This window comes from Methylobacterium brachythecii, from assembly GCF_014196345.1.
Taxonomy (GTDB): Bacteria; Pseudomonadota; Alphaproteobacteria; order Rhizobiales; family Beijerinckiaceae; genus Methylobacterium; species Methylobacterium brachythecii.
This window is the reverse complement of record NZ_JACIDN010000002.1, coordinates 738,282-760,602: the sequence shown is the minus strand read 5'-3', so window position 1 is coordinate 760,602 and position 22,321 is coordinate 738,282. Positions and strand designations below refer to the sequence as shown.

Genomic DNA, 22,321 nt, shown 5'->3' with positions numbered 1-22,321 from the left:
CGGGGAGGGGCAGGGGTGGGGGTGGTTCCGCCTGCCGCCGACCGAGCCCGGCGGGACCACCCCCACCTCCAACTCCTCCCCGCAAGGGGGAGGAGAGATGGGCGCGTCCATGACCGCTGCCACCATCCTCGTCATCGACGACGAGCCTCCCATCCGGAAGCTGCTGCGGATGGGGCTCACCACGCAAGGCTACGCCATCGTCGAGGCCGCCACCGGAAAGGCCGCCCTCGATGCGCTCGCTGCCGAGACCATCGACCTCGCGATTCTCGATCTCGGCCTGCCCGACATGCGCGGGCACGACCTGTTGCGCGCCATCCACGAGCGCAAGCCGGATCTGCCCGTCGTGGTCCTGTCGAGCCGCGACGACGAGCCAGGCAAGGTCGAGGCGCTCGATCTCGGCGCCGACGACTACGTCACGAAGCCTTTCGGCATGGCCGAACTGTTGGCGCGGCTGCGCAACGCCTTGCGCCATCGGCTCGCGACGCAGGGCGAGCGTGCGGTCTTCAAGGTGGACGGCTTATCCGTCGATCTCGTGCGCCGCATCGTGCGCGTGAACGAGGAGGAGGTGAAGCTGACGCCGCGGGAATACGATTTCCTGCGCATCCTCGTGCAGCATGCCGGCAAGGTGCTGACGCATTCGCAGTTGCTCAGCCGGGTCTCGGTCTCGGCCGATCCGCAATATCTCCGGGTCTATATGCGCCAGCTCCGCCAGAAGCTGGAGGCCGACCCCGAGCGCCCGCGCATCCTGCTCACCGAAACCGGAATCGGCTACCGGCTCAAGGCGCCGGAGGAGCCGGCCGTCGCCGGTTAGCCGGCCTCCCGGAACCGGCGACGCACTAGCGCTTTGTTCTCCTGGAACAGGAGGGCGCCATCATGCTCATTCATTCCCAGACGATCTACGACGAAGGCCGCGCCGCGAAGGCGGCGAACCAGTCGGACGAGGACAATCCCTATCGCGCTGGCTCCCAGGACAGCCTGGATTGGCTGGAGGGCTACACGGCGGACGAGGAGGCACGAACCGCCACGCCTCCGGTGAGCGATACCCGACATTAGGTAGCCGCTTCGGCCCAAACCGCGTTGACTTGTCCAGACCGTTCGTCATCGGATCGTGGGCATGACGCTCGACGCCCGTGATCCCCGCCTGACGCCCGCACGGCCCGATCTGGCCGCCCTGCATCTGAAGGGGCTCGTCGAGGCCGAGCGGTATGTTGCGGGTGAAGCTCGCCGCGTCGTCGCGCCATCTGCGCCTCTGCGCAAACGCCCTGACAGCGAAGCCGGTTACGAAACCGAGGCGGTGATGGGCGAGGCCGTCACGCTCTACGAGGCCCGGGACGGCTTCGCCTTCGTGCAGCTCGGGCTCGACGGCTATGTAGGTTACCTGCCCGAGGCCGCTCTCGGTCCGATCGGTGCCGAGCCGACCGATCGCGTCACGGCGCTTCGCACCTTCCTCTACCCCGCACCCAACATGAAGCGGCCGAATCTCGGCCATCTCAGCCTGGGCGCGACCTTCGCTTCCGAGGCGCGCGAGGGAGATTATCTGCGCATCCGGCCGGGTGCCTACATCGTCGCTGACCATGCCGGAGACCTGGGGGATCGGCAGCCGGATTTCTGCGCGACGGCCGAGCGGCTCGTGGGCACGCCCTATCTCTGGGGCGGCCGCACCAGCCTCGGGCTCGACTGCTCGGGGCTCGTCCAGCTCTCCCTGCTGATGGCCGGCATGGCCTGTCCGCGCGACACCGACATGCAGGAAGCCGCTCTCGGCGAGCCGCTCCGTTTGGGCCTCGACGGCCTGCAACGCGGCGACGTGGTTTTCTGGAAGGGCCATGTCGGCCTCATGCTCGATGCCGAGCGGCTCATCCACGCCAACGGCCACCATATGACCGTCGCCGTGGAGCCGCTGCGCGAAGCGGTGGAGCGGATCGCCGAGAAGAGTTTCGGCGCGGTCACCTCGATCCGGCGTCTTTCGCAGGCCGCGGCATAGACTAGCCCATTCGGCGGATGGATTCGGCGAAGACTCGCCAAATGCGTTTCTGATTTTTGCGAAATCTTAGGACACACTTGCAAAAGCTCGTCCGGTGCAGGGCGAGGTGCGTCTGCGCACGGCGGCCGGTCTGGGGCAGGTTCATATGAATGCCATGCGCTGAGCGCAAAGGAATTCAGGCCTCCTTATTCAGCCCTTCGCCTGACACATCGCATTTGGACATTTCGCCGTGGACGTCGCAACCGCCAAGACCCTGGTCTCTCTCGCCCTCCTGATCTGCATCGCGATCTTCTCGTACGTCTCGTTCGAGATGTTCATCACGCAGATGGTGAAGGACCTGCGCGCGTCATGGGCGCAGCGCGCCGCTGCCGCCGAAGCGGTTCAGACCGAAAAGTAAGCCTTCATCGTTTCGCCGGACATTCAGCCGGGAAGGCTTTGCACGGCAATGGCCGGGCTCAGCTCTTCAGCCGTGACTTGATCCGATAGGTGAGGCCGTCGCGCACGTCGCGGTAGCCGTCGAGGCGCTGTTCTCGGGTGCCGTCCTGGTTGAGCGTCGGATCGGGCGTCGGCCAATATTCGACATCCGCCGCAAGAGTATGCGTGAGCGCGATCGCCTTGTGGTGCGCCTCCGGCGAGAGCGTGACGATCAGGTCGAAGTTCAGGCCCTCCCACTCCTCCAACTCTTCGACCGTGCGCGGCTTATGGCGCGAGGCGTCGATGCCGATCTCGTCGAGGGCGGCCACCATGAGCGGATCGCGCGGCTCCCCAGTGCGGATCCCGGCCGACTGCACGTAGATCGACTTGCCGAAATAATGCCGCGCGATGGCCTCCGCCGCGAGGGAGCGGACGGCGTTGAAGTTGCACATGAACAGAACGGCCTGGACCCGCCGTTTCTTCGCAGGGCCGCCGGGGGGAGCCTCGTCCGCCATGCCGGTTCCTCAGGACGCGCGACGCACGCCCGTCAGCCCTTCCAATGCAAGGCGAAGACCAGGGTGAACAGCCGCCGTGCGGTCTGGTGGTCGAGGTCGACCTTGCCGTCGAGGCGCTGCTTCAGCAGTTCCGAAGCCTCGTTGTGCAGACCGCGCCGGCCCATGTCGATCGCCTCGATCTGGGTAGGCGAGGCGGTGCGGATGGCGCTGTAATAGCTCTCGCAGACCATTTCGTAGTCGCGGATCACCCGCCGGAACGGCGAGAGCGAGAGCAGGTGGGTCATCACCGCCTCGCCCTTCTCCGTCGAGATGGCGAAGGACAGCTTGTTCTCCACGAGGCCGATCACCAGCGCATAGGGGCCGTGATCGCGGCCCGGCAGGCTGAAGGAGTTTTCCTCCAGGATGTCGAAGATCGCGATAGCGCGCTCGTGTTCCTGATCCGGATTGCCGCGACTGATCGAGGCCTCGTCGAGGCTCACCGCCGCGAGGCGGTTGGTCGAGGCGTCGGTCTCAGTCGCTTTGTCCGCCTCGGCCGGCATCGCCGTTGCCTTCTCTCAGCTTCGCGTCAGGACACGCCTATCAGAGGTTCAAGCGGATCGCGACCGAGCGGGCGTGACCATCCAGGCCTTCGGAGTGCCCGAGGGCGATGGCCGCAGGGCCGAGTGCCCGCAAAGCGGCCGGGTCGCAACGCAGGATCGAGGTGCGCTTCATGAAGTCGAGCACCGAGAGCCCCGAGGAGAACCGCGCCGAGCGGGCGGTGGGCAACACGTGGTTGGGGCCGCCGACATAGTCGCCGATTGCCTCGGGCGTGTGTGAACCGAGGAAGATGGCGCCGGCATTGCGGATCTTGAGGGAGAGTGCCTCGGCATCCTCCGTCTCGACCTCGAGATGCTCGGGCGCGAGCCGGTCGACCAGCGGGACGGCCTCGTCGAAATTCGCCACGCGGATGATCGCGCCGTAATCGCGCCAGCTCGCCCGTGCGATGCTTTCGCGGGACATGGTGCCGAGCGCGCGCTCGACGGACTGCTCGACCTGCTCGGCAAGGCTGTCGGAGGTCGTGATGAGGATCGCCTGAGCCGCCTCGTCATGCTCGGCCTGGGCCAGGAGGTCGGCGGCGATCCAGTCGGGATTGGCGTGATGGTCGGCGAGGATCAGCACCTCGGAGGGGCCGGCAATCATGTCGATGCCGACTTGGCCGAACACCCGGCGCTTGGCCGCCGCGACATAGGCATTGCCGGGGCCGACGATCTTCGCCACCGGCGCCACGCTCTGCGTGCCGTAGGCCAGCGCCGCCACGGCCTGCGCGCCGCCGATCCGGAAGATTTCGGTGACGCCGGAGATGTGAGCGGCGGCGAGCACCAGCGGGTTGAGCCGGCCCTCGGGCGTCGGCACCACCATGGCGACGCGCGGCACACCGGCGACGCGCGCGGGAATCGCGTTCATCAGCACCGAGGAGGGATAGCTCGCGGTGCCGCCGGGGACGTAGAGCCCGACGGATTCGAGCGCCGTCCAACGCCAGCCCGAGGTCACGCCGAGATCGTCGGTGGCGAGGTGATCCTTCGGGACCTGGAGGCGGTGATAGGTCTCGATCCGTTCGGCGGCGAGGCGAAGGGCCGCCAGCGTCTCGGCCGAGCACTCGGCCATCGCGGCCTCGATCTCGTCCGCGGTGAAGCGCAAAGTGACTTCCGAAAAGTCCTCGCCGAGGCGATCGAAACGGCGGCTGTAATCGACCAGCGCCGCATCGCCGCCGGCGATCACCCCCTTGATGATGCCGCGCACGGTCTCGTCGACATCCTCGGAGATCTCGCGCTTGACGCTGAGCAGGCGGGCAAAGGCGTCGCCGAAATCGGCGGCGCGGCTGTCGAGGCGGATCATGATGTGAGGTCTCGGGTCTGGCCCTCGAGCGCAGCCTGCCCGGCTTGCTCGGCGTCGTGGTCGGGGCGCCCCTCCGCTTCCCAGACGGGACCGAGATCCTTCAGGCGGACCTCGATGCATTCGAGGTCGAGCCGAATCGCGGCACCGCCGGCAAAGACCAGGGTCGCGGTACCGGATGGGGCTTCGCCCGGCTCGAACGTGACGGCGAGCAGGCTCAGGGTCTCGTCCGTGGCGTGCCCCGGCGCGATGCCCTTGGTCTTCACGCTCAGCACGCGCTCGAAATGCATGCCGACGAGCCGCCGCCGCGGGGCCTCGCCAGGCGCGGTGTCGCGGTCGAAGCGGCGAGCGACCAGCACGAAACGATGCTCGCCCGCGAGCCAAGCGAGATCGTCCGCGCGCAGGATCGCGTCCTGCAGATGCGCGGAGACGACGGCGAGATCGTCGGCGTCGAGGGCGGCGAGCTTCAAAAGCTCCACGGAGGGCTCCGGTGAGGGTGGTGCGCGCGTCGGCGCAGCCGGCGATCGGTTGGCGTGTAGGTAGCGAGGCACTTCCCTCGCGGCAACTGCGGCAGAAGCAGGCGCGCGCCACTCCTGGGACGACACGCGGCATTGCCGTCCCAGCGCGCCGATCGGTGCTCACGAGCTCGGCGAGCCCAGGCGCCCGATAAGCTGACGCCAATGATGGCCATGCGTAAGATGGCCAACATCATCATCGGCACGTACTGAATCGAGCATTGTCACACGCTGCCGCATGACGACCGCGATTTCGCGCCGATGGAACAGCATTTCGGTCTGATGAACGCTTCGCGCAACGACCTCGACGCATGGTGGATGCCCTTCACCGCCAACCGCGCGGCCAAGCGTGATCCACGCCTGATCGCCAGCGCGGAGGGCATGACCTACTGCACGCCGGACGGGCGGCGGTTGCTCGACGGCATTTCCGGGCTGTGGTGCTGCAACGCCGGGCACAACCGCGCCCCGATCGTTGCCGCGATCCAGGACCAAGCCGCGCGGCTCGACTATGCGCCGCCTTTCCAGTTCGGGCACGAAGGCGCCTTCGCGCTCGCTTCTCGGATCGCGGCCCTGGCGCCAGGCGATCTCGACCACGTCTTCTTCTGCAATTCGGGTTCAGAATCCGTCGATACGGCGCTCAAGATCGCGCTGGCCTATCGCCATGCGAGAGGGGAGGGCGGCCGGACCCGGCTGATCGGGCGCGAGCGCGGCTATCACGGTACCGGCTTCGGCGGCATCTCGGTCGGCGGTCTGCCGGCCAATCGCAAGGCCTTCGGCCACGGCCTCTCCGGAATCGACCACCTGCCGCACACCTACGATCGCGAGCAGCAGGCCTTCTCCATCGGCGAGCCCGAATGGGGCGCGCATCTGGCCGACGATCTCGAACGGATCGTCGCCCTGAACGATGCCTCGACCATCGGCGCGGTGATCGTCGAACCGATGGCCGGATCGACTGGTGTGCTGGCGCCCCCGAAGGGCTACCTGCAGCGGCTGCGTGCGCTCTGCGACCGGCACGGCATCCTGCTGATCTTCGACGAGGTAATCACGGGCTTCGGCCGTCTCGGCTTCGCCTTCGCGGCCGAGCGCTACGGCGTCGTGCCGGACATGATCTGCTTCGCCAAGGGCGTGACCTCGGGCGCGGTGCCGCTCGGCGGCGTCATCGTGCGTGAGGCCATCCATGCGGCACTGATGCAGGGGCCCGAGCGGGCGATCGAACTGTTCCACGGCTACACCTATTCCGGCCACCCGCTCGCCTGTGCCGCTGGCCTCGCCACGCTCGACCTCTACCGAGACGAGGGCCTGTTCGAGCGCGCCCGCACCCTGGAGCCGGTCTTCGCGGAAGCCGTGATGAGCCTGCGCGAGGAGCCGAACGTGCTCGATATCCGCACCATCGGACTCGCCGCCGGCATCGACCTCGCGCCGAGCGCCGACGCGCCGGGAGCGCGCGGCTACGACGCCATGGTCCACGCTTTCAACGTGAACGATCTGGTGATCCGAATCTCGGGCGACACGCTGTCCCTCTGTCCGGCGCTGATCGTCAGCGAAGATCAGATCGGCGAGCTAGTAGAAAAAACGCGTGCGATGATCAGAGCGGTGGCGTGACGCCCCGCAAGCGATGTTTTACTGAGCATTTGCTCAAGAAATAATCAGGATTTGCTTGGGTAATACGATGCGCCAACCGAAGTCGTACTTTGGTCTACCGCGTGCAGGGTAGGTTTTGTTAACGTCAGATTTTTATAGATCCGGACGGGATTATTTTGCGATGCAACGAAGCATTGCAGCGGTCGTTGGCGCCCGGATGGTTTTATGAGCAACCTCGCCCTGTCCGACCTCGTCGGAAAATCCGCGCTTGCACTGAAGGCCGGCGCGTCGGCCAATCTCGCGTCCATCCAGTCGATCACGCAGCGCATGAAGTTGCTCGCGCTGAATGCACTGATCGAGGCGGCCCATGCCGGCGAGAAGGGCGCAGGCTTCTCCGTGGTCGCCCAGGAGGTGCGCGTCGTCTCCGCAGAAGTCGAGCGCCTCGCCGCCGCCCTCGGCCACAGCCTGAGCGACGGCGTCGAAAATCTCACTCAGGCCGTCGGACGCCTGGCCGACGAGGCGCGCGCCACGCGCTGCGTCGACCTGGCCCTGAACGCCGTCGAGCTGATCGATCGCAATCTCTATGAGCGCACCTGCGACGTGCGCTGGTGGGCGACCGATGCAGCGGTGGTGGATTGTGCCGTGCAGCCGACCCCCGAGGCCGTGGTCTATGCCAGTGAGCGGCTCGGTGTGATCCTCAATGCCTACACGGTCTATCTCGATCTCTGGCTGTGCGACCTCGATGGGCGCGTCATCGCCAATGGCCGGCCAGAGACCTATCCCGAGGTGAGGGGCATGCGCGTCGGCGGAGAGCCTTGGTTCCGCGAGGCCATGGGCCTGCCGAACGGCGATGCGTTCACCGCTGCCGATGTTCGCGCCGAGCCGCGCCTCGTCGGCGCACAGGTCGCGACCTACTGCGCCAGTGTCCGCGAGGAAGGACGCAGCGACGGCCGCGCCCTCGGCGTGCTCGCGATCCACTTCGACTGGCAGCCACAGGCCCGCGCGATCGTCGAGGGCATCCGCCTCGGCGCCGGCGAGCGCGAGGGCACACGCGTGATGCTGCTCGACGCCCGTGACAGAGTGATCGCCTGCTCCAAGGGGCGCGGCGTGCTGAGCGAGATCTATCCGCTGCGGACCGGCGGCCAACCGCAGGGGCACTATGCCGACGAGCGAGGCCATGTCGTCGCCTTCCACGAGACGCCGGGTTACGAGACCTACCGCGGGCTCGGCTGGCGCGGCGTGATCGAGCAGTAGCGGCGCGGATCCCAACGTCCGTGAGAACCGTCGCCGCTCAGTTCATCGGTGGCGGGCGGCAAGGCGGGTCCTTCACCGGCCGCGGGCCTGCCGGATCCTGAAGTCGCTGCTTTCGGCGGATGCGAAGCTATTCAAATTAAATTTCGGAAAAACCTCCAAAAAGTCCGAGGTGCTTTTCTCCGCGCTCTCGACCAAAACAAGCGGAAGCCTTTATCTCGGCCACTGAGGACCTCGGTGATGGCCGCGTACGCCAGCGCGTGCCCCGAGATCCCGGCGATGGCCGGCCCCTAAAAGGACAAGGAGAGGAAATGCCCTCAGATATCGAGATCGCCCGCGCGGCGACGCTGAAGCCCATCGCCGAGGTCGCCGCTAAGATCGGCATTCCGGACGAGGCGCTCCACAATTACGGCAAGCACATCGCCAAGATCGACCACGACTTCATCAAGTCGCTGGACGGCAAGAGCCAGGGTAAGCTCGTCCTTGTCACCGCGATCTCGCCGACGCCTGCCGGCGAGGGCAAGACCACGACGACGGTCGGCCTGTCGGACGCGCTGAACCGCGTCGGCAAGAAGACGGTGGCCTGTCTGCGCGAACCCTCGCTCGGCCCGTGCTTCGGCATGAAGGGCGGCGCGGCCGGCGGCGGCAAGGCGCAGGTCGTGCCGATGGAGCAAATCAACCTGCACTTCACCGGCGACTTCCACGCGATCACCTCGGCGCACTCGCTCGCCGCCGCGCTGATCGACAACCACATCTACTGGGCGAACGAGCTCAACATCGACGTGCGCCGCATCCATTGGCGCCGTGTGGTCGACATGAACGACCGGGCGCTGCGCTCCATCAACCAGTCGCTCGGCGGCGTCGCCAACGGTTTTCCGCGTGAGGACGGCTTCGACATCACCGTGGCCTCCGAGGTCATGGCGGTGTTCTGCCTCGCCAAGGATCTCGCCGACCTCGAAGCGCGCCTCGGCAAGATCGTCATTGCCGAGACGCGTGATCGCAAGCCGGTGACGCTGGCCCAGGTTAAGGCGACCGGCGCCATGACCGTGCTGCTCAAGGACGCTCTGCAGCCGAACCTCGTGCAGACCCTCGAAGGCAACCCGGCCCTCATCCATGGCGGCCCCTTCGCCAACATCGCCCATGGCTGCAACTCGGTGATCGCCACCCAGACCGGCCTCAAGCTCGCCGATTACGTCGTGACCGAAGCCGGCTTCGGTGCCGATCTCGGCGCCGAGAAGTTCTTGGACATCAAGTGCCGGCAGACCGGCCTACAGCCCTCGGCCGTCGTGATCGTCGCCACCGTGCGGGCGCTCAAGATGCATGGCGGCGTCGACAAGAAGAGCCTCGCCACCGAGAACCTCGAGGCGCTCGAGAAGGGCTTCGCCAATCTCGCCCGCCACGTCGAGAACGTGCGCAGCTTCGGCCTGCCGGTCGTGGTCGGCGTGAACCACTTCTTCCAGGATACGGACGCCGAGCACACCAAGCTCAAAGAGCTGTGCCGTGACAAGCTCCAGGTCGAGGCGCTCACCTGCAAGCACTGGGCTGACGGCGGTGCCGGCGCCGAGGGTCTGGCCAATGCCGTGGTGAAGCTCGCCGAGGGCGAGCAGAAGCCGCTGACCTTCGCCTATGAGACCAGCGCCAAGCTCGCTGACAAGGTAAAGGCGATCGCGACCAAGCTCTACGGCGCCTCAGGCATCTCGATCGACGGAAAGGCCGCCACCAAGCTCGCCGGCTTCGAGAAGGACGGTTATGGCGACCTGCCGGTCTGCATGGCCAAGACGCAGTACTCGTTCTCGACCGACCCGACCCTGATGGGCGCGCCTTCCGGCCACACCATCACCGTGCGCGACGTCCGACTCTCGGCCGGTGCGGGCTTCGTGGTGGTGATCTGCGGAGAGATCATGACGATGCCGGGCCTGCCGAAGGTCCCGGCCGCGGATACCATCCGGCTCGACGAGAACGGCCAGATCGACGGGCTGTTTTAGCGCGACCTGCTCTCCTCCCCCTTGCGGGGAGGAGTTGGAGGTGTGGGGCGTGCAGGCAGCACTGCGGTGCTCGATCCTGAGCGACCCCCACCCCTTGCCCCTCCCAGCAAGGGGGAGAGGAATGCGCTTGGTCTACCCCAACAGCGCCTTGATCTCCGCCACCAGTGCATCCTTCAAGTCCGGCCGCTGCAGCCCATAGGCAATGTTCGCGGTGAGGAAGCCGATCTTCGAGCCGGTGTCGTAGGTCTTGCCCTCGTAGCGCATCCCGAAAAACTTCTGATCGGCCATCAGGTCGATCATCGCGTCGGTGAGTTGGATCTCGCCGCCGGCGCCCTTCTTGCCGTGTTCCAGGATCGAGAAGACCTCGGGCTGCAGGATGTAGCGGCCGGAGATGATGAAGTTCGACGGGGCGGTGCCCTGCTTCGGCTTCTCGACCATGCCGGTGATCTCGAAGGTCTGGCCGTAGGTCTCGCCCACGGAGACGATGCCGTATTGATGCGTCTCCTCGGGCTTCACCTCCTCGACGGCGATGACGTTGCCCCCGTGCTGCTCGTAAGCCGCCAGCATCTGGCCCATGCAGCCCGGGCTCAGCATGTCCGGAAGCAGCACCGCGAAAGGCTCGTCGCCTACGATCTCGCGGGCGCACCAGACCGCGTGGCCGAGGCCGAGCGGCGCCTGCTGGCGGGTGAAGCTGGTCTGACCGGCCTTGGGCAGGTCCCTCTTCAACTCCTCGAAGGCCGCCGTCTTGCCGCGCTCCTGCAGCGTCGCGTCGAGTTCGTAGGCGATGTCGAAATGGTCCTCGATCACCGCCTTGCCGCGGCCGGTGACGAAGATGAAGTGCTCGATGCCAGCCGCCTTGGCCTCGTCCACCACGTGCTGAACCACCGGCCGGTCGACCACGGTGAGCATCTCCTTCGGCACGGCCTTGGTGGCCGGCAGGAAGCGCGTGCCGAGGCCGGCGACGGGGAGGACGGCCTTGCGAATTCTCTTCATCGATGTCGGACCCGTTGGTGGCATGCGTCGGGAACTGGTGTTGCTCAGCTTTACATAACATGGGGCCGGCCCAATTCACCGTCCAGCCTGGCTTAAGCCTTGAGATTTATGGATCTCCTCCCGATGGGTGGTTCGAGAGTGGCGACAAACTCGCTTCATCAGGCGCATGCCATTGTGTAGCGTCCAGCGGCTCAGAGGAGGATTTTCACATCATGGCGGTACTGGTCACGGGGGGCGCTGGGTACATCGGCAGCCACATGGTGCTGGCGCTGATCGATGCGGGGCACGACGACGTCGTGGTGATCGACGACCTCTCCACCGGCTTCGAATGGGCATTGCCTCCAGAGGTGACGCTGGTGGTCGGCGACATCGCCGACCAGGACCTCGTCGCCAAGACCATCCGTGAGCACAAGGTCGAGGCGCTGGCGCATTTCGCGGCACGGATCGTGGTGCCGGATTCGGTGGCCGACCCGCTGCATTACTACCTCGCCAACACCGTGAAGACGCGGGCGCTGATCGAGACGGCGGTGAAGGAGGGCGTGCGGCACGTCATCTTCTCCTCGACCGCCGCGGTCTATGGCGAGCCAGAGGTCGTGCCCGTTCCGGAGACCCTGACGACCAACCCGATCAACCCCTATGGCCGCTCCAAGCTGATGAGCGAATGGATGATCGCCGACGCGGCCAAGGCGCATGGCTTCAGCTACGTCATCCTGCGCTACTTCAACGTCGCCGGCGCCGACCCGCGCGGCCGTACCGGCCAATCGACGCCGAACGCGACGCATCTGATCAAGGTGGCGACGCAGGCGGCTTTGGGCCAGCGCACGCATCTCGAGGTCTATGGCACCGATTACCCGACGCCGGACGGCTCGTGCCTGCGAGACTACATCCAGGTCTCAGACCTCGCCGAGGCTCATCTCGTGGCGCTCAATCACCTTCGGAAGGGCGGCGAGAGCCTGACGCTGAATTGCGGCTACGGGCGCGGTTACTCCGTGCTGGAGGTGGTCGATGTGGTGAAGCGCGTCTCGGGCAAGGATTTCGAGGTACGGATCTCGCCGCGCCGCGCCGGTGATCCTGCCCAGATCATCGCCGGGGCCGACCGCATCCGGAACGAGCTCGGCTGGACTCCGAAACACGACGATCTCGATGGCATCGTCCGGCAGGCGATGGCCTGGGAGGATGCGCTGGGCAAGCGGAACCGGAAGTGATGCCCTTGGGGATGATGTCACGGGCGCTCTCCTCCCCCTTGCGGGCAGGAGGTGGAGGTGGGGGTGGTGCAGAACGCACCCCTGCGCTCGATCCTGGACGACCCCAAACCCTACCCCTCCCCGCAAGGGGGAGGGGATGGCCGCCCGTATGGGACCGCCGCTCCCTGCTGACAGCAGCGGTGACACTCGTCTTTGGCGGCAGCCACCGCGCCCTCGCGGCCGATGCCGACTTCCGCGCCTTCATCGACGGCCTGCGCCCCGGGGCCCGGGCCCGCGGCGTCTCTCAGCAAACCTTCGACGCCGCCTTCCGCGACGTCACGACCCCCGACCTCGACGTCATCGGCCGCACCAAGAAGCAGGGCGAGTTCAGCCGGCCGGTCTGGGAGTATCTCGTCGGCGCGATCTCGCCGGGGCGGCTCGACCGGGGCCGCACCCACGCCGCGCGGCTCTCCGACACCCTCGGCAAGATCGAGGCGAAGACCGGCGTGCCACGCTGGATCATGCTCGCCTTCTGGGGCGTCGAGTCGGATTTCGGCACCAGTCCCGGCACGTTGCCGATCGTGCGGTCGCTGGCGAGCCTCGCCTATGCGCGGCATCGCGGCGACTTCTTCCGCCCCGAACTGCTCGCCGCCCTCGACATCCTCCAGCGGGGCGACATCACCCCCGACAAGATGAAGGGCTCCTGGGCTGGCGCCATGGGGCAGGTACAGTTCCTGCCGTCCGTCTTCCTGAAGTACGCGGTGGATTTCGATGGCGACGGCCATCGCGACATCTGGGGCTCCCAGGCCGATTCCCTGGCCTCGATCGGGCATTACCTGCAGGAGATCGGCTGGAACCGGGCCTATTCCTGGGGCTACGAGGTGCGCCTGCCGCCGGATTTCGACCTGACCCGCTACCGGGGCGATCTCGCCGAGTTCGGCCGGCGCGGCGTGAAGCGCACCGACGGCAAGGCGCTCCCGGCCACAGGGACCGGCAGCCTGTTCCTGCCTGGCGGCCTGGGGGCACCGGTCTTCCTGATCACCGACAATTTTGAGGTCATCCGGGTCTACAACACGAGCGATTCCTACGCGCTGGCGGTCGGCCATCTCGCCGACCGACTCTCGGGTGCCCCGGCGCTTGCGGCCCCGTGGCCGACCGGCGCCGCGCGGCTCGACAATGCGGGCCTGAAATCACTGCAGGAAGGGTTGGCGGCCGCCGGCTTCTACAAGGGCGACTTCGACGGCCGGGCCGGTCCCAAGCTGCGAGAGGCCGTGCGGCAGTACCAGATCAAATCCGGCCTTCCTGCGGATGGCTATGCCAGCCCGGCCCTGCTCGCGCATGTGAGCGGCGGCCGGTAGATCATGTTGCGTGTCGATGGAATCCATCGAAACCCAAAAAACATGATCGATTCAAAGAGGTGGAGCAGGCTCAGGCCTTCGGCTTGATCTTCAGCTGGTCGATTGCCCACCGCCACGTGCCGTCCGTTTGCCGGCGCGCCGCCTCGACGGACAGGGAGCCGTTGGGGAGGCGAGCGAAGGTCAGGGCCAGGTCGCCGTTGACGATGGCCGGCAATTCCTCGGCGGCGGGAAACTCCGATTTCCGCGCGAGAAGGTCGGTATAGAACCGGCGGATCTCCGTGTGGCCAGTCGCGACGACGTCGCCCGCTGCAAGGACGGCCTCGGGCTCGTAGAGGGCGACCAGACCCTCGACGTCGCCGGCATTGGCGCGGGCGTTGAAGAGGCCGGCGAGTTCGCGGGGCTCGCGGGCCCCGTGGTGATGATCCGTCATCAGGCGTTCTCCTGTGGCTATTTGAGGCGTTCCCCGAGGGTGTCACGGACGGTGACCGCGACAGGAATCCCGGTCTTCACGCTCTCCGAGACGGTGCAGAACCGCTCGAACTGAGCGAGGACCTGGTCGATCCGCGGCATCGCCGCCGCCGCCGCACCGAGCGTAATCTCTACGTCGATGCCGCCGATCCGCAGCCGTTGCTCGGCATTGCGCTCAATCCGCGCCGCGGCACGGGCCGAGACTCCTCCGCCCTCCTGCCGGAATTTACCCAGCGCGAAGGCGAGGCTGGCGCAGAGGCAATTGCTGACCCCCGCGATGACCAGTTGTTCCGGTGAGGGGCCCGCCCCGCGGCCGATCGGCTCCGGCTCGTCGGTCACGAGATCGGGGAAGGCCTCCCCGAAATCGACCAGGAACTTGAAGCCATCGACCTGAGTGATGGTGATCGTCGGTTGCTGAGCCATGCCGGCTCGATCCTCCCTCGATCCGTGCTTCTGGGCCGGATCATGCCCTCACAACGAATGGTACCGGCCTCGGTATCCCCAGCCGTTTCAGTACGCGGATAGACGGCCTTGACCCATCTTCTGTGTCTGGTATACCAGATGCCAATCACCGAGTCACCGGACGGGGGGAGAGCCCTCGCCACGGCAAACGGGAGGACAAACGCCATGACCGATCCTTGCCCAGCCCTTCGGCGCGTGCGGCACTCGGTCTGACATGCCGTCGACGTTCGACGTGTCGGGACTGGTCGATGCGATCGGCGATGGTGTCGTCATCTCCGATCGTGAGGGACTGATCGTCGTGTGGAATCCGGCCGCGGAGCGGATCTTCGGCTTCTCCGAAGCCGAGGCCCTCGGCCAGAGCCTCGACCTGATCACGCCCGACCGGCACCGCCGCCGGCACTGGGACGGCTACCACAAGAGCATGAGCACCGGCACCACCAAGTACGGCGCCGACGTTCTGAAGGTCCCCGCGCTGCACAAGGACGGGCACCAGCTCTCGATCGCCTTCACCGTCGGCATGCTCCACGGCGCCGACGGAGAGGTCACCGGGATCGCCGCGATCATCCGCGACGAGACCGCGCGCTGGGAGGAGGAGCGGCGCCTGAAACGCCGTGTCTCCGACCTCGAGGCAGAACTGAAGCCAGCTTCGGTCTAGCCCGCAGAAACTGCCAATTATGGCAGTTTCGACAAGAGTTTACCTGAACCGCAACGAGATCGAAAGACAGGGAGAAAGCAACAATGAGCGAGCCGTTGGAAGGCATCAAGATCATCGACTTCACGCACGTCCAGGCCGGTCCTGCCTGCACGCAGCTCCTCGCCTGGTTCGGCGCGGACGTGATCAAGGTCGAGCGTCCCGGCGCCGGTGACGTCACCCGCAGCCAGCTGCGCCACGTGGAAGATGCCGACGCGCTCTACTTCACGATGCTGAACTCGAACAAGCGTTCGCTGACCCTCGACACCAAGACCAAGCAGGGCAAGGAAGTCCTCGAGAAGCTGATCCGCGAGTCGGACGTCATGGTCGAGAATTTCGGCCCCGGCGCCCTCGATCGCATGGGCTTCTCCTGGGCGCGCATCCAGGAGCTGAACCCGGGCATGATCCTCGCCTCGGTGAAGGGCTTCTCGGACGGCCACCACTACGAGGACCTGAAGGTCTACGAGAACGTTGCCCAGTGCGCCGGCGGCGCCGCTTCCACCACCGGCTTCTGGGATGGCCCGCCCACCGTTTCGGCCGCCGCTCTCGGTGACTCGAACACCGGCATGCACCTCGCCATCGGCATCCTCACGGCGCTCCGCCACAAGGATAAGACCGGCAAGGGTCAGAAGGTCGCCGTGTCCATGCAGGATTCGGTGCTCAACCTCTGCCGCGTTAAGCTGCGCGACCAGCAGCGCCTCGATGCCCTCGGCTACCTCGAGGAGTACCCGCAGTATCCGCATGGCGAGTTCGGCGACGTGGTTCCGCGCGGCGGCAATGCCGGCGGCGGCGGCCAGCCGGGCTGGGTGCTGAAGTGCAAGGGCTGGGAGACCGACCCGAACGCCTACATCTACTTCACGATCCAGGGCCATGCCTGGGCCCCGATCTGTAAGGCGCTCGGCAAGGAAGAGTGGATCGACGATCCGGCCTACAACACCGCCCGCGCTCGCCAGGACAAGATCTTCGACATCTTCAAGACGATCGAGGAGTGGCTCGCCGACAAGACCAAGTTCGAGGCCGTCGACATTCTGCGCAAGTTCGACATCCCGTGCTCGCCGGTTCTGTCGATGAAGGAGATCGCCAACGACAAGTCCCTGCGCGAGAGCGGCACCATTGCCGAAGTGCAGCATCCGAAGCTCGGCTCGTACCTGACCGTCGGAAGCCCGATCAAGTTCTCGGACTTGAAGGTCAACATCAAGGCTTCGCCGCTGCTCGGCGAGCACACCAACGAGGTTCTGAAGGATCTGGGCTATACCCAGCAGCAGATCGCAGAACTGCATGACGCGAAGGCCGTCTGACACGACGGCCTGAAGCCCGGCGAGAGGGCGGCGCGCGCCGCTGCCCTCGGTTCCGGACCATCCTGGTTTCTCCTCTCCCAGGAAGGATGGATCGGTGGGAAGAGCCCAAGACCCGTCCTTTTCAACTCCGGGCCGACTCCGTCGGCCCGGCTTTTCTTTACCCGGCCATGCAACCTTGGCGGTTTCCGTGCGGCTTTTGCCCGCGTAGCGAGCCGCTGAGACCCGTTTCAGGACGCCCCATCGCAGCACCGAGGTCACCGCCGATGCAGAGCCCTTTCCTGCGCCGTTTCGTGCCGGAACTGCCCTCCGTCAGTCCGCGTGAGCGTGTCCGCTCCGCCTGCGGGGCCATGATCGGGCTTTTCGTCACCGGGCTGGTCGCGCATCTCGCCGTCGGTTCGGGAACCGCGCTGCCGACGCTGATCGCCCCGATGGGCGCTTCCGCCGTCCTGCTCTTCGCGGTGCCGTCGAGCCCGCTGGCACAGCCCTGGTCGATCCTCGGCGGGAACCTCGTCTCGGCGCTCGTCGGCGTGACCGCCGCCGCCAGCATATCAGACCCGATTCTCGCCTGTGCGGTCGCCGGCTCCGTGGCCATCGCGCTGATGATGCTGCTCGGCTGCCTGCATCCGCCGAGCGGCGCCGTCGCGCTGACCGCCGTGCTCGGGGGCCCGGTGATCCGCGAACTCGGCTACGGCTTCGTGCTCTGGCCGGTCGGCGTGAACTCGGCCCTGCTGCTGACGACGGCTCTTGTGTTCAACAACCTTACCGGACGCTCCTACCCGCATGTCGCGCCGAAACAGCCGGCCAACGATGCGAATGCGGGGCCTGCTTCCGCCGGCGGCCTGACCGCCGCCGACGTCGACGCCGCGCTGAGCGAGGTCGACGAGGTGCTCGATATCGGCCGCGGCGACCTGCAGGCGATCCTGCGGCGCGCGCAGATCCACGCCTCGCTGCGCCGCTCGGGCCAGACGACCTGCGCCGCCGTGATGTCGCTGGAGGTTCGCGCGATCGCGCCGGAGACGTCCTTGCGCGAGGCGCTCGACACCTTGCGGCGCTACCGCGTCACCATGCTCCCGGTGACCGACGAGAATGCGCGGGTGCTCGGTGTCGTCACGCAGACCGACCTGATCGACAAGGCGGTCTGGGATAAGCGCGGACCGCGCCTCGCCTTCGATCGCCGCGTCCGGCTCACCGTCGAGCGCGGGCGGGCACCGCACGGCTCGGTCGCCGACGTGATGACCAAGCATTTCGCGACGCTGCATCCGCAGACGGTCGCGAGCGAGGCGGCTCTGGAGATGACCCAGGCCGGTCTCCACCACGCACCGGTGATCGCGGCGGATGGCCGCCTAGTCGGTGTCGTCGCTCAGACCGATCTCGTGGGCGCGATGCTGGCCGATATGGCCAGCCGCGGCGACAACGACACCACGCCGTTGGCCGTGGCCGGCTGAGGAGTCAGGCCGCCGCCGGCGGATCCTGCAGGAAGAAGTCGACGGCCTGGCGCACGACGCCTGGGTTGTAGGCGTGTGGTCCGTCATACTCGACATAGGTGACGTCATAGCCCGCCTCGCGCAGCGCCCGGGAATGGGCCCGTCCGCTGCGGTCGATCGGGATCTGCTCGTCCTGCGTGCCGTGCGAGATGAAGATGCGCGGCGACCCGGCCTGGGCCTGGACGGAGAGGAAGCCGGCCGACGACACGATCACGTGGCTGACGATGTCGCCGTTGGTGATGCCGATCGACATGGCGTAGCTGCCGCCGTCGGAATGGCCCGCGAAGGCCATGCGCGACGGGTCGAGCATGAAGTGCCGGGCGAGCACGGCGAGGGTCAGGTCGAGACGTGCGCGATCCGGTCCGTTGCCGGCGATCACCAGATCCCAGGTCGGATGCATGGATTGCGGCGCCAGTAGAAGGAAGCCGCGCGCCTCCGCATGCCCTTGGAGCATCGGCAGGATCTTTTCCGCGCTGCCGCCGCCGCCATGGAACAGTACGACGAGCGGCACGGGCTTCCGCGCGTCGATCCCCTCGGGAACGACGAGGACCGCGTCCCGCTCGGTGAAGAGCCCGAGCTCGTGGCGGCCCGCAGGGATCGGCTCGGCGGTCGGGAGCCGGTGCAGGAAGCCGAGGCGTCCGGCGAGATGGGGATCGAGGGGAGGGGTTTCCGTCGCAGTGGAGCTCATGGCCGTCCCTTGCGCTGGTGAGTGAAATGGAAAGGGCCGCAGCGCGTGACGCTGCGGCCCCGGTTCAGGCGATGCTGATGCGCCGCCTCACTTTTTCTTCTTGACCACGCTCTGCGGGTTGAGGCTGCCGATATTGCCGCTCTCGCTGCCGGCAGCGGGGTCGATCTCGGCGTTGATGAGGGTCGGCTTGCCGGAATCCATCGCGGCGTCGACGGCGCGCTTCAGCTCGTCCGGCGTCGTCACGTTGACGCCGACGCCGCCGAAGGCCTCCATCATCTTGTCGTAGCGCGAGCCCGGCACGAAGACCGTGGTGCCCGGATCGCGACCCGTCGGGTCGGTGTCGGTGCCGCGGTAGATGCCGTTGTTGTTGAAGATCACGATGCAGACCGGGAGATTGTACCGGCAGATCGTCTCGACCTCCATGCCCGAGAAGCCGAAGGCCGAGTCGCCCTCGACGGCGAGCACCGGCTTGCCGGTCTCGATCGCGGCGGCGACGGCGAAGCCCATGCCGATGCCCATCACGCCCCAGGTGCCCACGTCCAGACGCTTGCGCGGCTGATACATGTCGATGACGCCGCGGGCGAGATCGAGGGTGTTGGCGCCTTCGTTGACGAGGATCGCGTCCGGACGCTCCTTGATCACCGTGCGCAGGGCACCGAGAGCCGAGTGGAAGTCCATCGGCGAGGTGTTCTTCATCAGCTTCGGCGCCATCTTGGCGACGTTGGCCTCGCGCTTCGTACGCAGGGTCTCGATCCAGTCGGCCGGCGGGGCCGTCCAGCCCTTGGCCATGCCGTCGAGCAGGGCGGAAACGCAGGAGCCGATATCGCCGACCACCGGGGCGACGATCTCGACGTTCGAGTCCATCTCGCGCGGCTCGATGTCGATCTGGATGAAGCGCTTGGAGCCGGGCTCGCCCCAGGTCTTGCCCTTGCCGTGCGAGAGCAGCCAGTTGAGGCGGGCGCCGACGAGCAGGACGACGTCGGAATCCTTGAGCGCCGTCGAGCGGGCGGCACCGGCCGAGAGCGGGTGGGTGTCGGGGAGCAGGCCCTTGGCCATGCTCATCGGCACGTAGGGGATGCCGCTCTTCTCGACGAGGTCGCGCACGAGGTCGTCGGCCTGGGCGTAGGCGGCGCCCTTGCCGAGCACGATCAGCGGACGCTTGGCGTTCTTGAGCTCCTCGAGGGCGCGGGTAATGGCGCTCGGAGCCGGGATCTGGGCGGGAGCCGCGTCGATCACCTTGACCAGCGACTTGGCGCCGGCCTCGGCATCCATCACCTGGGAGAACAGCTTGGCGGGCAGGTCGAGATAGACGCCGCCGGGACGGCCGGAGACGGCGGCGCGGATGGCGCGGGCGACGCCGATGCCGATGTCGGCAGCGTGCAGCACGCGGAAGGCGGCCTTGCAGAGGGGCTTGGCGATGGCGAGCTGGTCCATCTCCTCGTAGTCGCCCTGCTGGAGGTCGACGATCTCACGCTCGGAGGAGCCCGAGATCAGGATCATCGGGAAGCAGTTGGTGGTGGCGTTGGCGAGGGCGGTGAGGCCGTTCAGGAAGCCGGGCGCCGAAACGGTGAGGCAGATGCCGGGCTTCTTGGTCAGGAAGCCGGCGATGGCGGCGGCGTTGCCGGCGTTCTGCTCGTGGCGGAACGAGACTACGCGGATGCCCTCGGCCTGGCACATGCGGCCGAGATCGGTGATCGGAATGCCGGGCACGCCGTAGATCGTCTCGATGCCGTTCAGCTTGAGCGCATCGATGACGAGGTGGAAGCCGTCGGTCTGTTCGGCTTCGGCAGATGCGGACGTATCGACGAGATGTGCCACTGCGGACATGTCATTTCCTCCCGAGTGATTTTTTGTCGGCGCACCGCAGTTGCTGGTTCGGACCAGGCCGAATCGACACCTACGGCTTTGAGCCAGGCGACTGGTATACCAGATACCAAATAGGGGTCAACGAAAACGCCGGCCGGATCGGATCCGGCCGGCGTCATGATGTGTGGGTATCGCGATCAGGCGAGGGTCAGGGAGCTGACCTTGCCGTCCTTCGCATCGGCACCCTCGAGCAGGTAGCGGCGACGCAGCGGCTTCAGCACGAAGATCGCGAGCGAGGCGGCGATGGCGTTGAGGATGATGATCAGCGCGAAGACCGCAGACCAGCCATAGGCCGCCGAGAGCATGCTCGCGAAGGGCACGAGGAAGGCCGCGGTGCCCTTGGCCGTGTAGAGCAGGCCGGCATTGCTGGCTGCGAACTTCGAACCGAACGTGTCGCCACAGGTCGCCGGGAACAGCGAGTAGATCTCGCCGAACACGCCGAAATACACCGCCGTGGCGAAGACGAACACGTAGGGGTTCGTGCCGAAGTTCAGCATCGCGATGATGGCGATCGCCGCCGTGGAGAAGGCGATGAACATCGTGTTCTCACGGCCGATATTGTCCGAGACCCAACCGAAGAACGGGCGGCCGAAGCCGTCGAAGATACGGTCGAGGGAAATCGCCATGGTCAGCGCTGCCATCTGCAGGCCGAACAGGCTCACCGGGACGTCCGCGACCTTGTAGTCGTGGGCGATGGGGGCGATCTGCGCGGCCGCCATCAGGCCGCCCGAGGCGACCATGACGAACATGGCGTACATCACCCAGAAGACCGGCGTGCGCACGGCTTCCTTCGGAGTGCGGTCGACCTTGGTCTGGGGCAGGCGCAGGCTCTTGCGCTGAACCGGCACCGCGACCGAGGGCTTGCGGAGCAGGAACGAGAGCAGGACCACGACGGCGCCTTGGCCGATGCCGAAATACAGGAAGGCATCCTGGTAGCCGCTGGTGGCGATCATCTTGGCGATCGGCACCACGGTGATGGCCGCACCGGCACCGAAGCCGGCGGCGGTGGCACCCGCGGCGAGACCGCGGCGGTGCGGGAACCACTTGAGGGCGTTGCCGACGCAGGTGCCGTAGACCGAGCCGGCACCGATGCCGCCGACCACGGCACCGAGATACAGAAGAGCCAGCGAATCGGCGTGCGCGTTGATGAACCAGGCGAGAGCGATCATCACGCCGCCGAAGAACACCACCACCCGCGGGCCGTAGCGATCGACGAACCACGTCTCGACGGGAACGAGCCAGGTCTCGGTGGCGACGAAGAGGGTGAAGGCGAACTGGATGGCCGCGCGGCCCCAGTGAAACTTGGCGTCGATCGGGTCGACGAAGAGCGTCCAGCCGTACTGGAGGTTGGCGATCATCGCCATGCAGAGCACGCCGAAGGCGAGCTGCCACCACTTGGCCGAAGGGGCATCGTGCGGCGCAGCCGCGGGGTGAGCGGCTGAAGTCAGCCCGTCCTGGCGTTCCATCCCGGATTCCTTCCTTTGAGGGTCTTCTCGAGCCCTTACCGGCGCCATCATGCACGGGATCGCTAGGTATGCAATATACCAGGATTAAAGATATGCGCAGAACGTAATATCCTGCAGCACGAGACGACTGCGGAGGACTTCGGGATCCGAACGATTTTCCAGAAGATTTTCTGCGAGGGACACCGTCGCGGGGTGCCGGGCGAATCGCTCCCTGAATACGACAACGCGCGCCGGGCGAATCCGCCGCGG

22 protein-coding genes are annotated in these 22,321 nt (G+C 66.6%); 12 read left to right on the top strand and 10 right to left on the bottom strand.

The window, feature by feature from the left end:
- Window positions 1-109: 109 nt before the first annotated feature.
- The 4 genes from GGR33_RS07595 (at window position 110) to GGR33_RS07580 (ending at window position 2,378) form a co-directional block, all read left to right on the top strand.
- A complete protein-coding gene (locus tag GGR33_RS07595; RefSeq protein WP_183503454.1) occupies window positions 110-811 on the top strand; it encodes a response regulator in 702 nt (233 codons plus the stop codon).
- 62 nt (window positions 812-873) lie between these two features.
- A complete protein-coding gene (locus tag GGR33_RS07590) occupies window positions 874-1,053 on the top strand; it encodes a hypothetical protein (RefSeq protein WP_183503452.1) in 180 nt (59 codons plus the stop codon).
- Between the two features lie 61 nt (window positions 1,054-1,114).
- On the top strand, window positions 1,115-1,981 hold the full coding sequence (locus GGR33_RS07585; RefSeq protein WP_183503450.1) for a C40 family peptidase: 867 nt from the start codon (window positions 1,115-1,117) through the stop codon (window positions 1,979-1,981).
- A gap of 229 nt (window positions 1,982-2,210) precedes the next feature.
- Complete coding sequence (locus GGR33_RS07580) at window positions 2,211-2,378, top strand: hypothetical protein (RefSeq protein WP_183503448.1); 168 nt, start codon at window positions 2,211-2,213, stop codon at window positions 2,376-2,378.
- A gap of 58 nt (window positions 2,379-2,436) precedes the next feature.
- Here GGR33_RS07580 and GGR33_RS07575 read toward each other — a convergent pair whose 3' ends face one another.
- Genes GGR33_RS07575 through GGR33_RS07560 form a run of 4 tightly spaced genes read right to left on the bottom strand, consistent with a single transcriptional unit; the run spans window position 2,437 to window position 5,261 of the window.
- Window positions 2,437-2,910 (bottom strand): arsenate-mycothiol transferase ArsC, encoded by a 474-nt coding sequence (locus GGR33_RS07575; protein ID WP_183503446.1) that lies wholly within the window; start codon window positions 2,908-2,910, stop codon window positions 2,437-2,439.
- A gap of 32 nt (window positions 2,911-2,942) precedes the next feature.
- Window positions 2,943-3,449, bottom strand: coding sequence for a UPF0262 family protein (locus GGR33_RS07570; protein ID WP_183503444.1), 507 nt, complete (start codon window positions 3,447-3,449; stop codon window positions 2,943-2,945).
- A gap of 40 nt (window positions 3,450-3,489) precedes the next feature.
- Window positions 3,490-4,785 carry a histidinol dehydrogenase gene (gene hisD / locus GGR33_RS07565; protein ID WP_183503442.1) on the bottom strand — a complete coding sequence of 432 codons (1,296 nt, stop codon included), beginning with the start codon at window positions 4,783-4,785 and terminating at the stop codon, window positions 3,490-3,492.
- Window positions 4,782-5,261, bottom strand: coding sequence for a DUF2948 family protein (locus GGR33_RS07560; protein WP_183503440.1), 480 nt, complete (start codon window positions 5,259-5,261; stop codon window positions 4,782-4,784). Before GGR33_RS07560 ends, hisD begins: the two co-directional genes overlap by 4 nt.
- A 297-nt stretch (window positions 5,262-5,558) precedes the next feature.
- Here GGR33_RS07560 and aptA point away from each other — a divergent pair, with 297 nt between their 5' ends.
- From aptA to GGR33_RS07545, 3 genes are all read left to right on the top strand, one after another.
- Window positions 5,559-6,899: an omega-aminotransferase AptA gene (aptA, locus tag GGR33_RS07555; RefSeq protein WP_183503438.1), complete on the top strand. Its 1,341-nt coding sequence runs from the start codon at window positions 5,559-5,561 to the stop codon at window positions 6,897-6,899.
- Window positions 6,900-7,103: 204 nt separating this feature from the next.
- Window positions 7,104-8,132 carry a methyl-accepting chemotaxis protein gene (locus GGR33_RS26225; RefSeq protein WP_183503436.1) on the top strand — a complete coding sequence of 343 codons (1,029 nt, stop codon included), beginning with the start codon at window positions 7,104-7,106 and terminating at the stop codon, window positions 8,130-8,132.
- Window positions 8,133-8,440: 308 nt separating this feature from the next.
- Window positions 8,441-10,114 carry a formate--tetrahydrofolate ligase gene (locus GGR33_RS07545; protein WP_183503434.1) on the top strand — a complete coding sequence of 558 codons (1,674 nt, stop codon included), beginning with the start codon at window positions 8,441-8,443 and terminating at the stop codon, window positions 10,112-10,114.
- A gap of 132 nt (window positions 10,115-10,246) precedes the next feature.
- Here the strand turns inward: GGR33_RS07545 and GGR33_RS07540 are convergent, their stop codons facing one another.
- Window positions 10,247-11,107, bottom strand: a complete 861-nt coding sequence (locus tag GGR33_RS07540; RefSeq protein WP_183503431.1) for a UTP--glucose-1-phosphate uridylyltransferase — start codon at window positions 11,105-11,107, stop codon at window positions 10,247-10,249.
- 212 nt (window positions 11,108-11,319) lie between these two features.
- Here GGR33_RS07540 and galE point away from each other — a divergent pair, with 212 nt between their 5' ends.
- Both galE and GGR33_RS07530 read left to right on the top strand, forming a co-directional pair.
- Window positions 11,320-12,312 (top strand): UDP-glucose 4-epimerase GalE, encoded by a 993-nt coding sequence (gene galE, locus GGR33_RS07535; protein WP_183503429.1) that lies wholly within the window; start codon window positions 11,320-11,322, stop codon window positions 12,310-12,312.
- A 179-nt stretch (window positions 12,313-12,491) separates the two neighbouring features.
- Window positions 12,492-13,649 (top strand): lytic murein transglycosylase, encoded by a 1,158-nt coding sequence (locus tag GGR33_RS07530; protein WP_284212033.1) that lies wholly within the window; start codon window positions 12,492-12,494, stop codon window positions 13,647-13,649.
- Window positions 13,650-13,719: 70 nt separating this feature from the next.
- On the opposite strand, the gene GGR33_RS07525 is transcribed toward GGR33_RS07530, so the two are convergent.
- Both GGR33_RS07525 and GGR33_RS07520 read right to left on the bottom strand, forming a co-directional pair.
- Entirely contained in the window at window positions 13,720-14,079 is a 360-nt protein-coding gene (locus GGR33_RS07525) for a YybH family protein (protein ID WP_183503427.1), read from the bottom strand.
- A 17-nt stretch (window positions 14,080-14,096) separates the two neighbouring features.
- Window positions 14,097-14,540, bottom strand: a complete 444-nt coding sequence (locus GGR33_RS07520; protein ID WP_183503425.1) for an OsmC family protein — start codon at window positions 14,538-14,540, stop codon at window positions 14,097-14,099.
- 253 nt (window positions 14,541-14,793) lie between these two features.
- Here GGR33_RS07520 and GGR33_RS07515 point away from each other — a divergent pair, with 253 nt between their 5' ends.
- From GGR33_RS07515 to GGR33_RS07505, 3 genes are all read left to right on the top strand, one after another.
- Window positions 14,794-15,234: a PAS domain-containing protein gene (locus GGR33_RS07515; RefSeq protein ID WP_183503423.1), complete on the top strand. Its 441-nt coding sequence runs from the start codon at window positions 14,794-14,796 to the stop codon at window positions 15,232-15,234.
- A gap of 83 nt (window positions 15,235-15,317) precedes the next feature.
- Entirely contained in the window at window positions 15,318-16,568 is a 1,251-nt protein-coding gene (gene frc, locus GGR33_RS07510; RefSeq protein WP_183503420.1) for a formyl-CoA transferase, read from the top strand.
- A 263-nt stretch (window positions 16,569-16,831) separates the two neighbouring features.
- Complete coding sequence (locus GGR33_RS07505; RefSeq protein WP_183503418.1) at window positions 16,832-18,013, top strand: HPP family protein; 1,182 nt, start codon at window positions 16,832-16,834, stop codon at window positions 18,011-18,013.
- Window positions 18,014-18,017: 4 nt separating this feature from the next.
- Here GGR33_RS07505 and GGR33_RS07500 read toward each other — a convergent pair whose 3' ends face one another.
- The 3 genes from GGR33_RS07500 to oxlT all read right to left on the bottom strand — a co-directional run bounded on the left by GGR33_RS07500 (window position 18,018) and on the right by oxlT (window position 22,072).
- Window positions 18,018-18,740 carry an alpha/beta hydrolase gene (locus GGR33_RS07500; protein WP_183503416.1) on the bottom strand — a complete coding sequence of 241 codons (723 nt, stop codon included), beginning with the start codon at window positions 18,738-18,740 and terminating at the stop codon, window positions 18,018-18,020.
- Between the two features lie 87 nt (window positions 18,741-18,827).
- Window positions 18,828-20,567 (bottom strand): oxalyl-CoA decarboxylase, encoded by a 1,740-nt coding sequence (gene oxc / locus GGR33_RS07495; protein WP_183503414.1) that lies wholly within the window; start codon window positions 20,565-20,567, stop codon window positions 18,828-18,830.
- 176 nt (window positions 20,568-20,743) lie between these two features.
- Window positions 20,744-22,072 carry an oxalate/formate MFS antiporter gene (oxlT, locus tag GGR33_RS07490; protein ID WP_183503413.1) on the bottom strand — a complete coding sequence of 443 codons (1,329 nt, stop codon included), beginning with the start codon at window positions 22,070-22,072 and terminating at the stop codon, window positions 20,744-20,746.
- Between the last annotated feature and the right edge of the window lie 249 nt (window positions 22,073-22,321).

Excerpts from the sequence above, each read along its gene's own strand:
- GGR33_RS07540 (WP_183503431.1), bottom strand. The coding sequence starts at position 11,107 with ATGAAGAGAATTCGCAAGGCCGTCCTCCCCGTCGCCGGCCTCGGCACG.
- GGR33_RS07545 (WP_183503434.1), top strand. The coding sequence starts at position 8,441 with ATGCCCTCAGATATCGAGATCGCCCGCGCGGCGACGCTGAAGCCCATC.
- frc (WP_183503420.1), top strand. The coding sequence starts at position 15,318 with ATGAGCGAGCCGTTGGAAGGCATCAAGATCATCGACTTCACGCACGTC.
- hisD (WP_183503442.1), bottom strand. The coding sequence starts at position 4,785 with ATGATCCGCCTCGACAGCCGCGCCGCCGATTTCGGCGACGCCTTTGCC.
- GGR33_RS26225 (WP_183503436.1), top strand. The coding sequence starts at position 7,104 with ATGAGCAACCTCGCCCTGTCCGACCTCGTCGGAAAATCCGCGCTTGCA.
- GGR33_RS07500 (WP_183503416.1), bottom strand. The coding sequence starts at position 18,740 with ATGAGCTCCACTGCGACGGAAACCCCTCCCCTCGATCCCCATCTCGCC.
- aptA (WP_183503438.1), top strand. The coding sequence starts at position 5,559 with ATGGAACAGCATTTCGGTCTGATGAACGCTTCGCGCAACGACCTCGAC.
- oxc (WP_183503414.1), bottom strand. The coding sequence starts at position 20,567 with ATGTCCGCAGTGGCACATCTCGTCGATACGTCCGCATCTGCCGAAGCC.
- GGR33_RS07590 (WP_183503452.1), top strand. The coding sequence starts at position 874 with ATGCTCATTCATTCCCAGACGATCTACGACGAAGGCCGCGCCGCGAAG.
- GGR33_RS07520 (WP_183503425.1), bottom strand. The coding sequence starts at position 14,540 with ATGGCTCAGCAACCGACGATCACCATCACTCAGGTCGATGGCTTCAAG.
- oxlT (WP_183503413.1), bottom strand. The coding sequence starts at position 22,072 with ATGGAACGCCAGGACGGGCTGACTTCAGCCGCTCACCCCGCGGCTGCG.
- GGR33_RS07515 (WP_183503423.1), top strand. The coding sequence starts at position 14,794 with ATGCCGTCGACGTTCGACGTGTCGGGACTGGTCGATGCGATCGGCGAT.
- GGR33_RS07575 (WP_183503446.1), bottom strand. The coding sequence starts at position 2,910 with ATGGCGGACGAGGCTCCCCCCGGCGGCCCTGCGAAGAAACGGCGGGTC.
- GGR33_RS07570 (WP_183503444.1), bottom strand. The coding sequence starts at position 3,449 with ATGCCGGCCGAGGCGGACAAAGCGACTGAGACCGACGCCTCGACCAAC.
- GGR33_RS07505 (WP_183503418.1), top strand. The coding sequence starts at position 16,832 with ATGCAGAGCCCTTTCCTGCGCCGTTTCGTGCCGGAACTGCCCTCCGTC.
- GGR33_RS07585 (WP_183503450.1), top strand. The coding sequence starts at position 1,115 with ATGACGCTCGACGCCCGTGATCCCCGCCTGACGCCCGCACGGCCCGAT.
- galE (WP_183503429.1), top strand. The coding sequence starts at position 11,320 with ATGGCGGTACTGGTCACGGGGGGCGCTGGGTACATCGGCAGCCACATG.
- GGR33_RS07525 (WP_183503427.1), bottom strand. The coding sequence starts at position 14,079 with ATGACGGATCATCACCACGGGGCCCGCGAGCCCCGCGAACTCGCCGGC.
- GGR33_RS07595 (WP_183503454.1), top strand. The coding sequence starts at position 110 with ATGACCGCTGCCACCATCCTCGTCATCGACGACGAGCCTCCCATCCGG.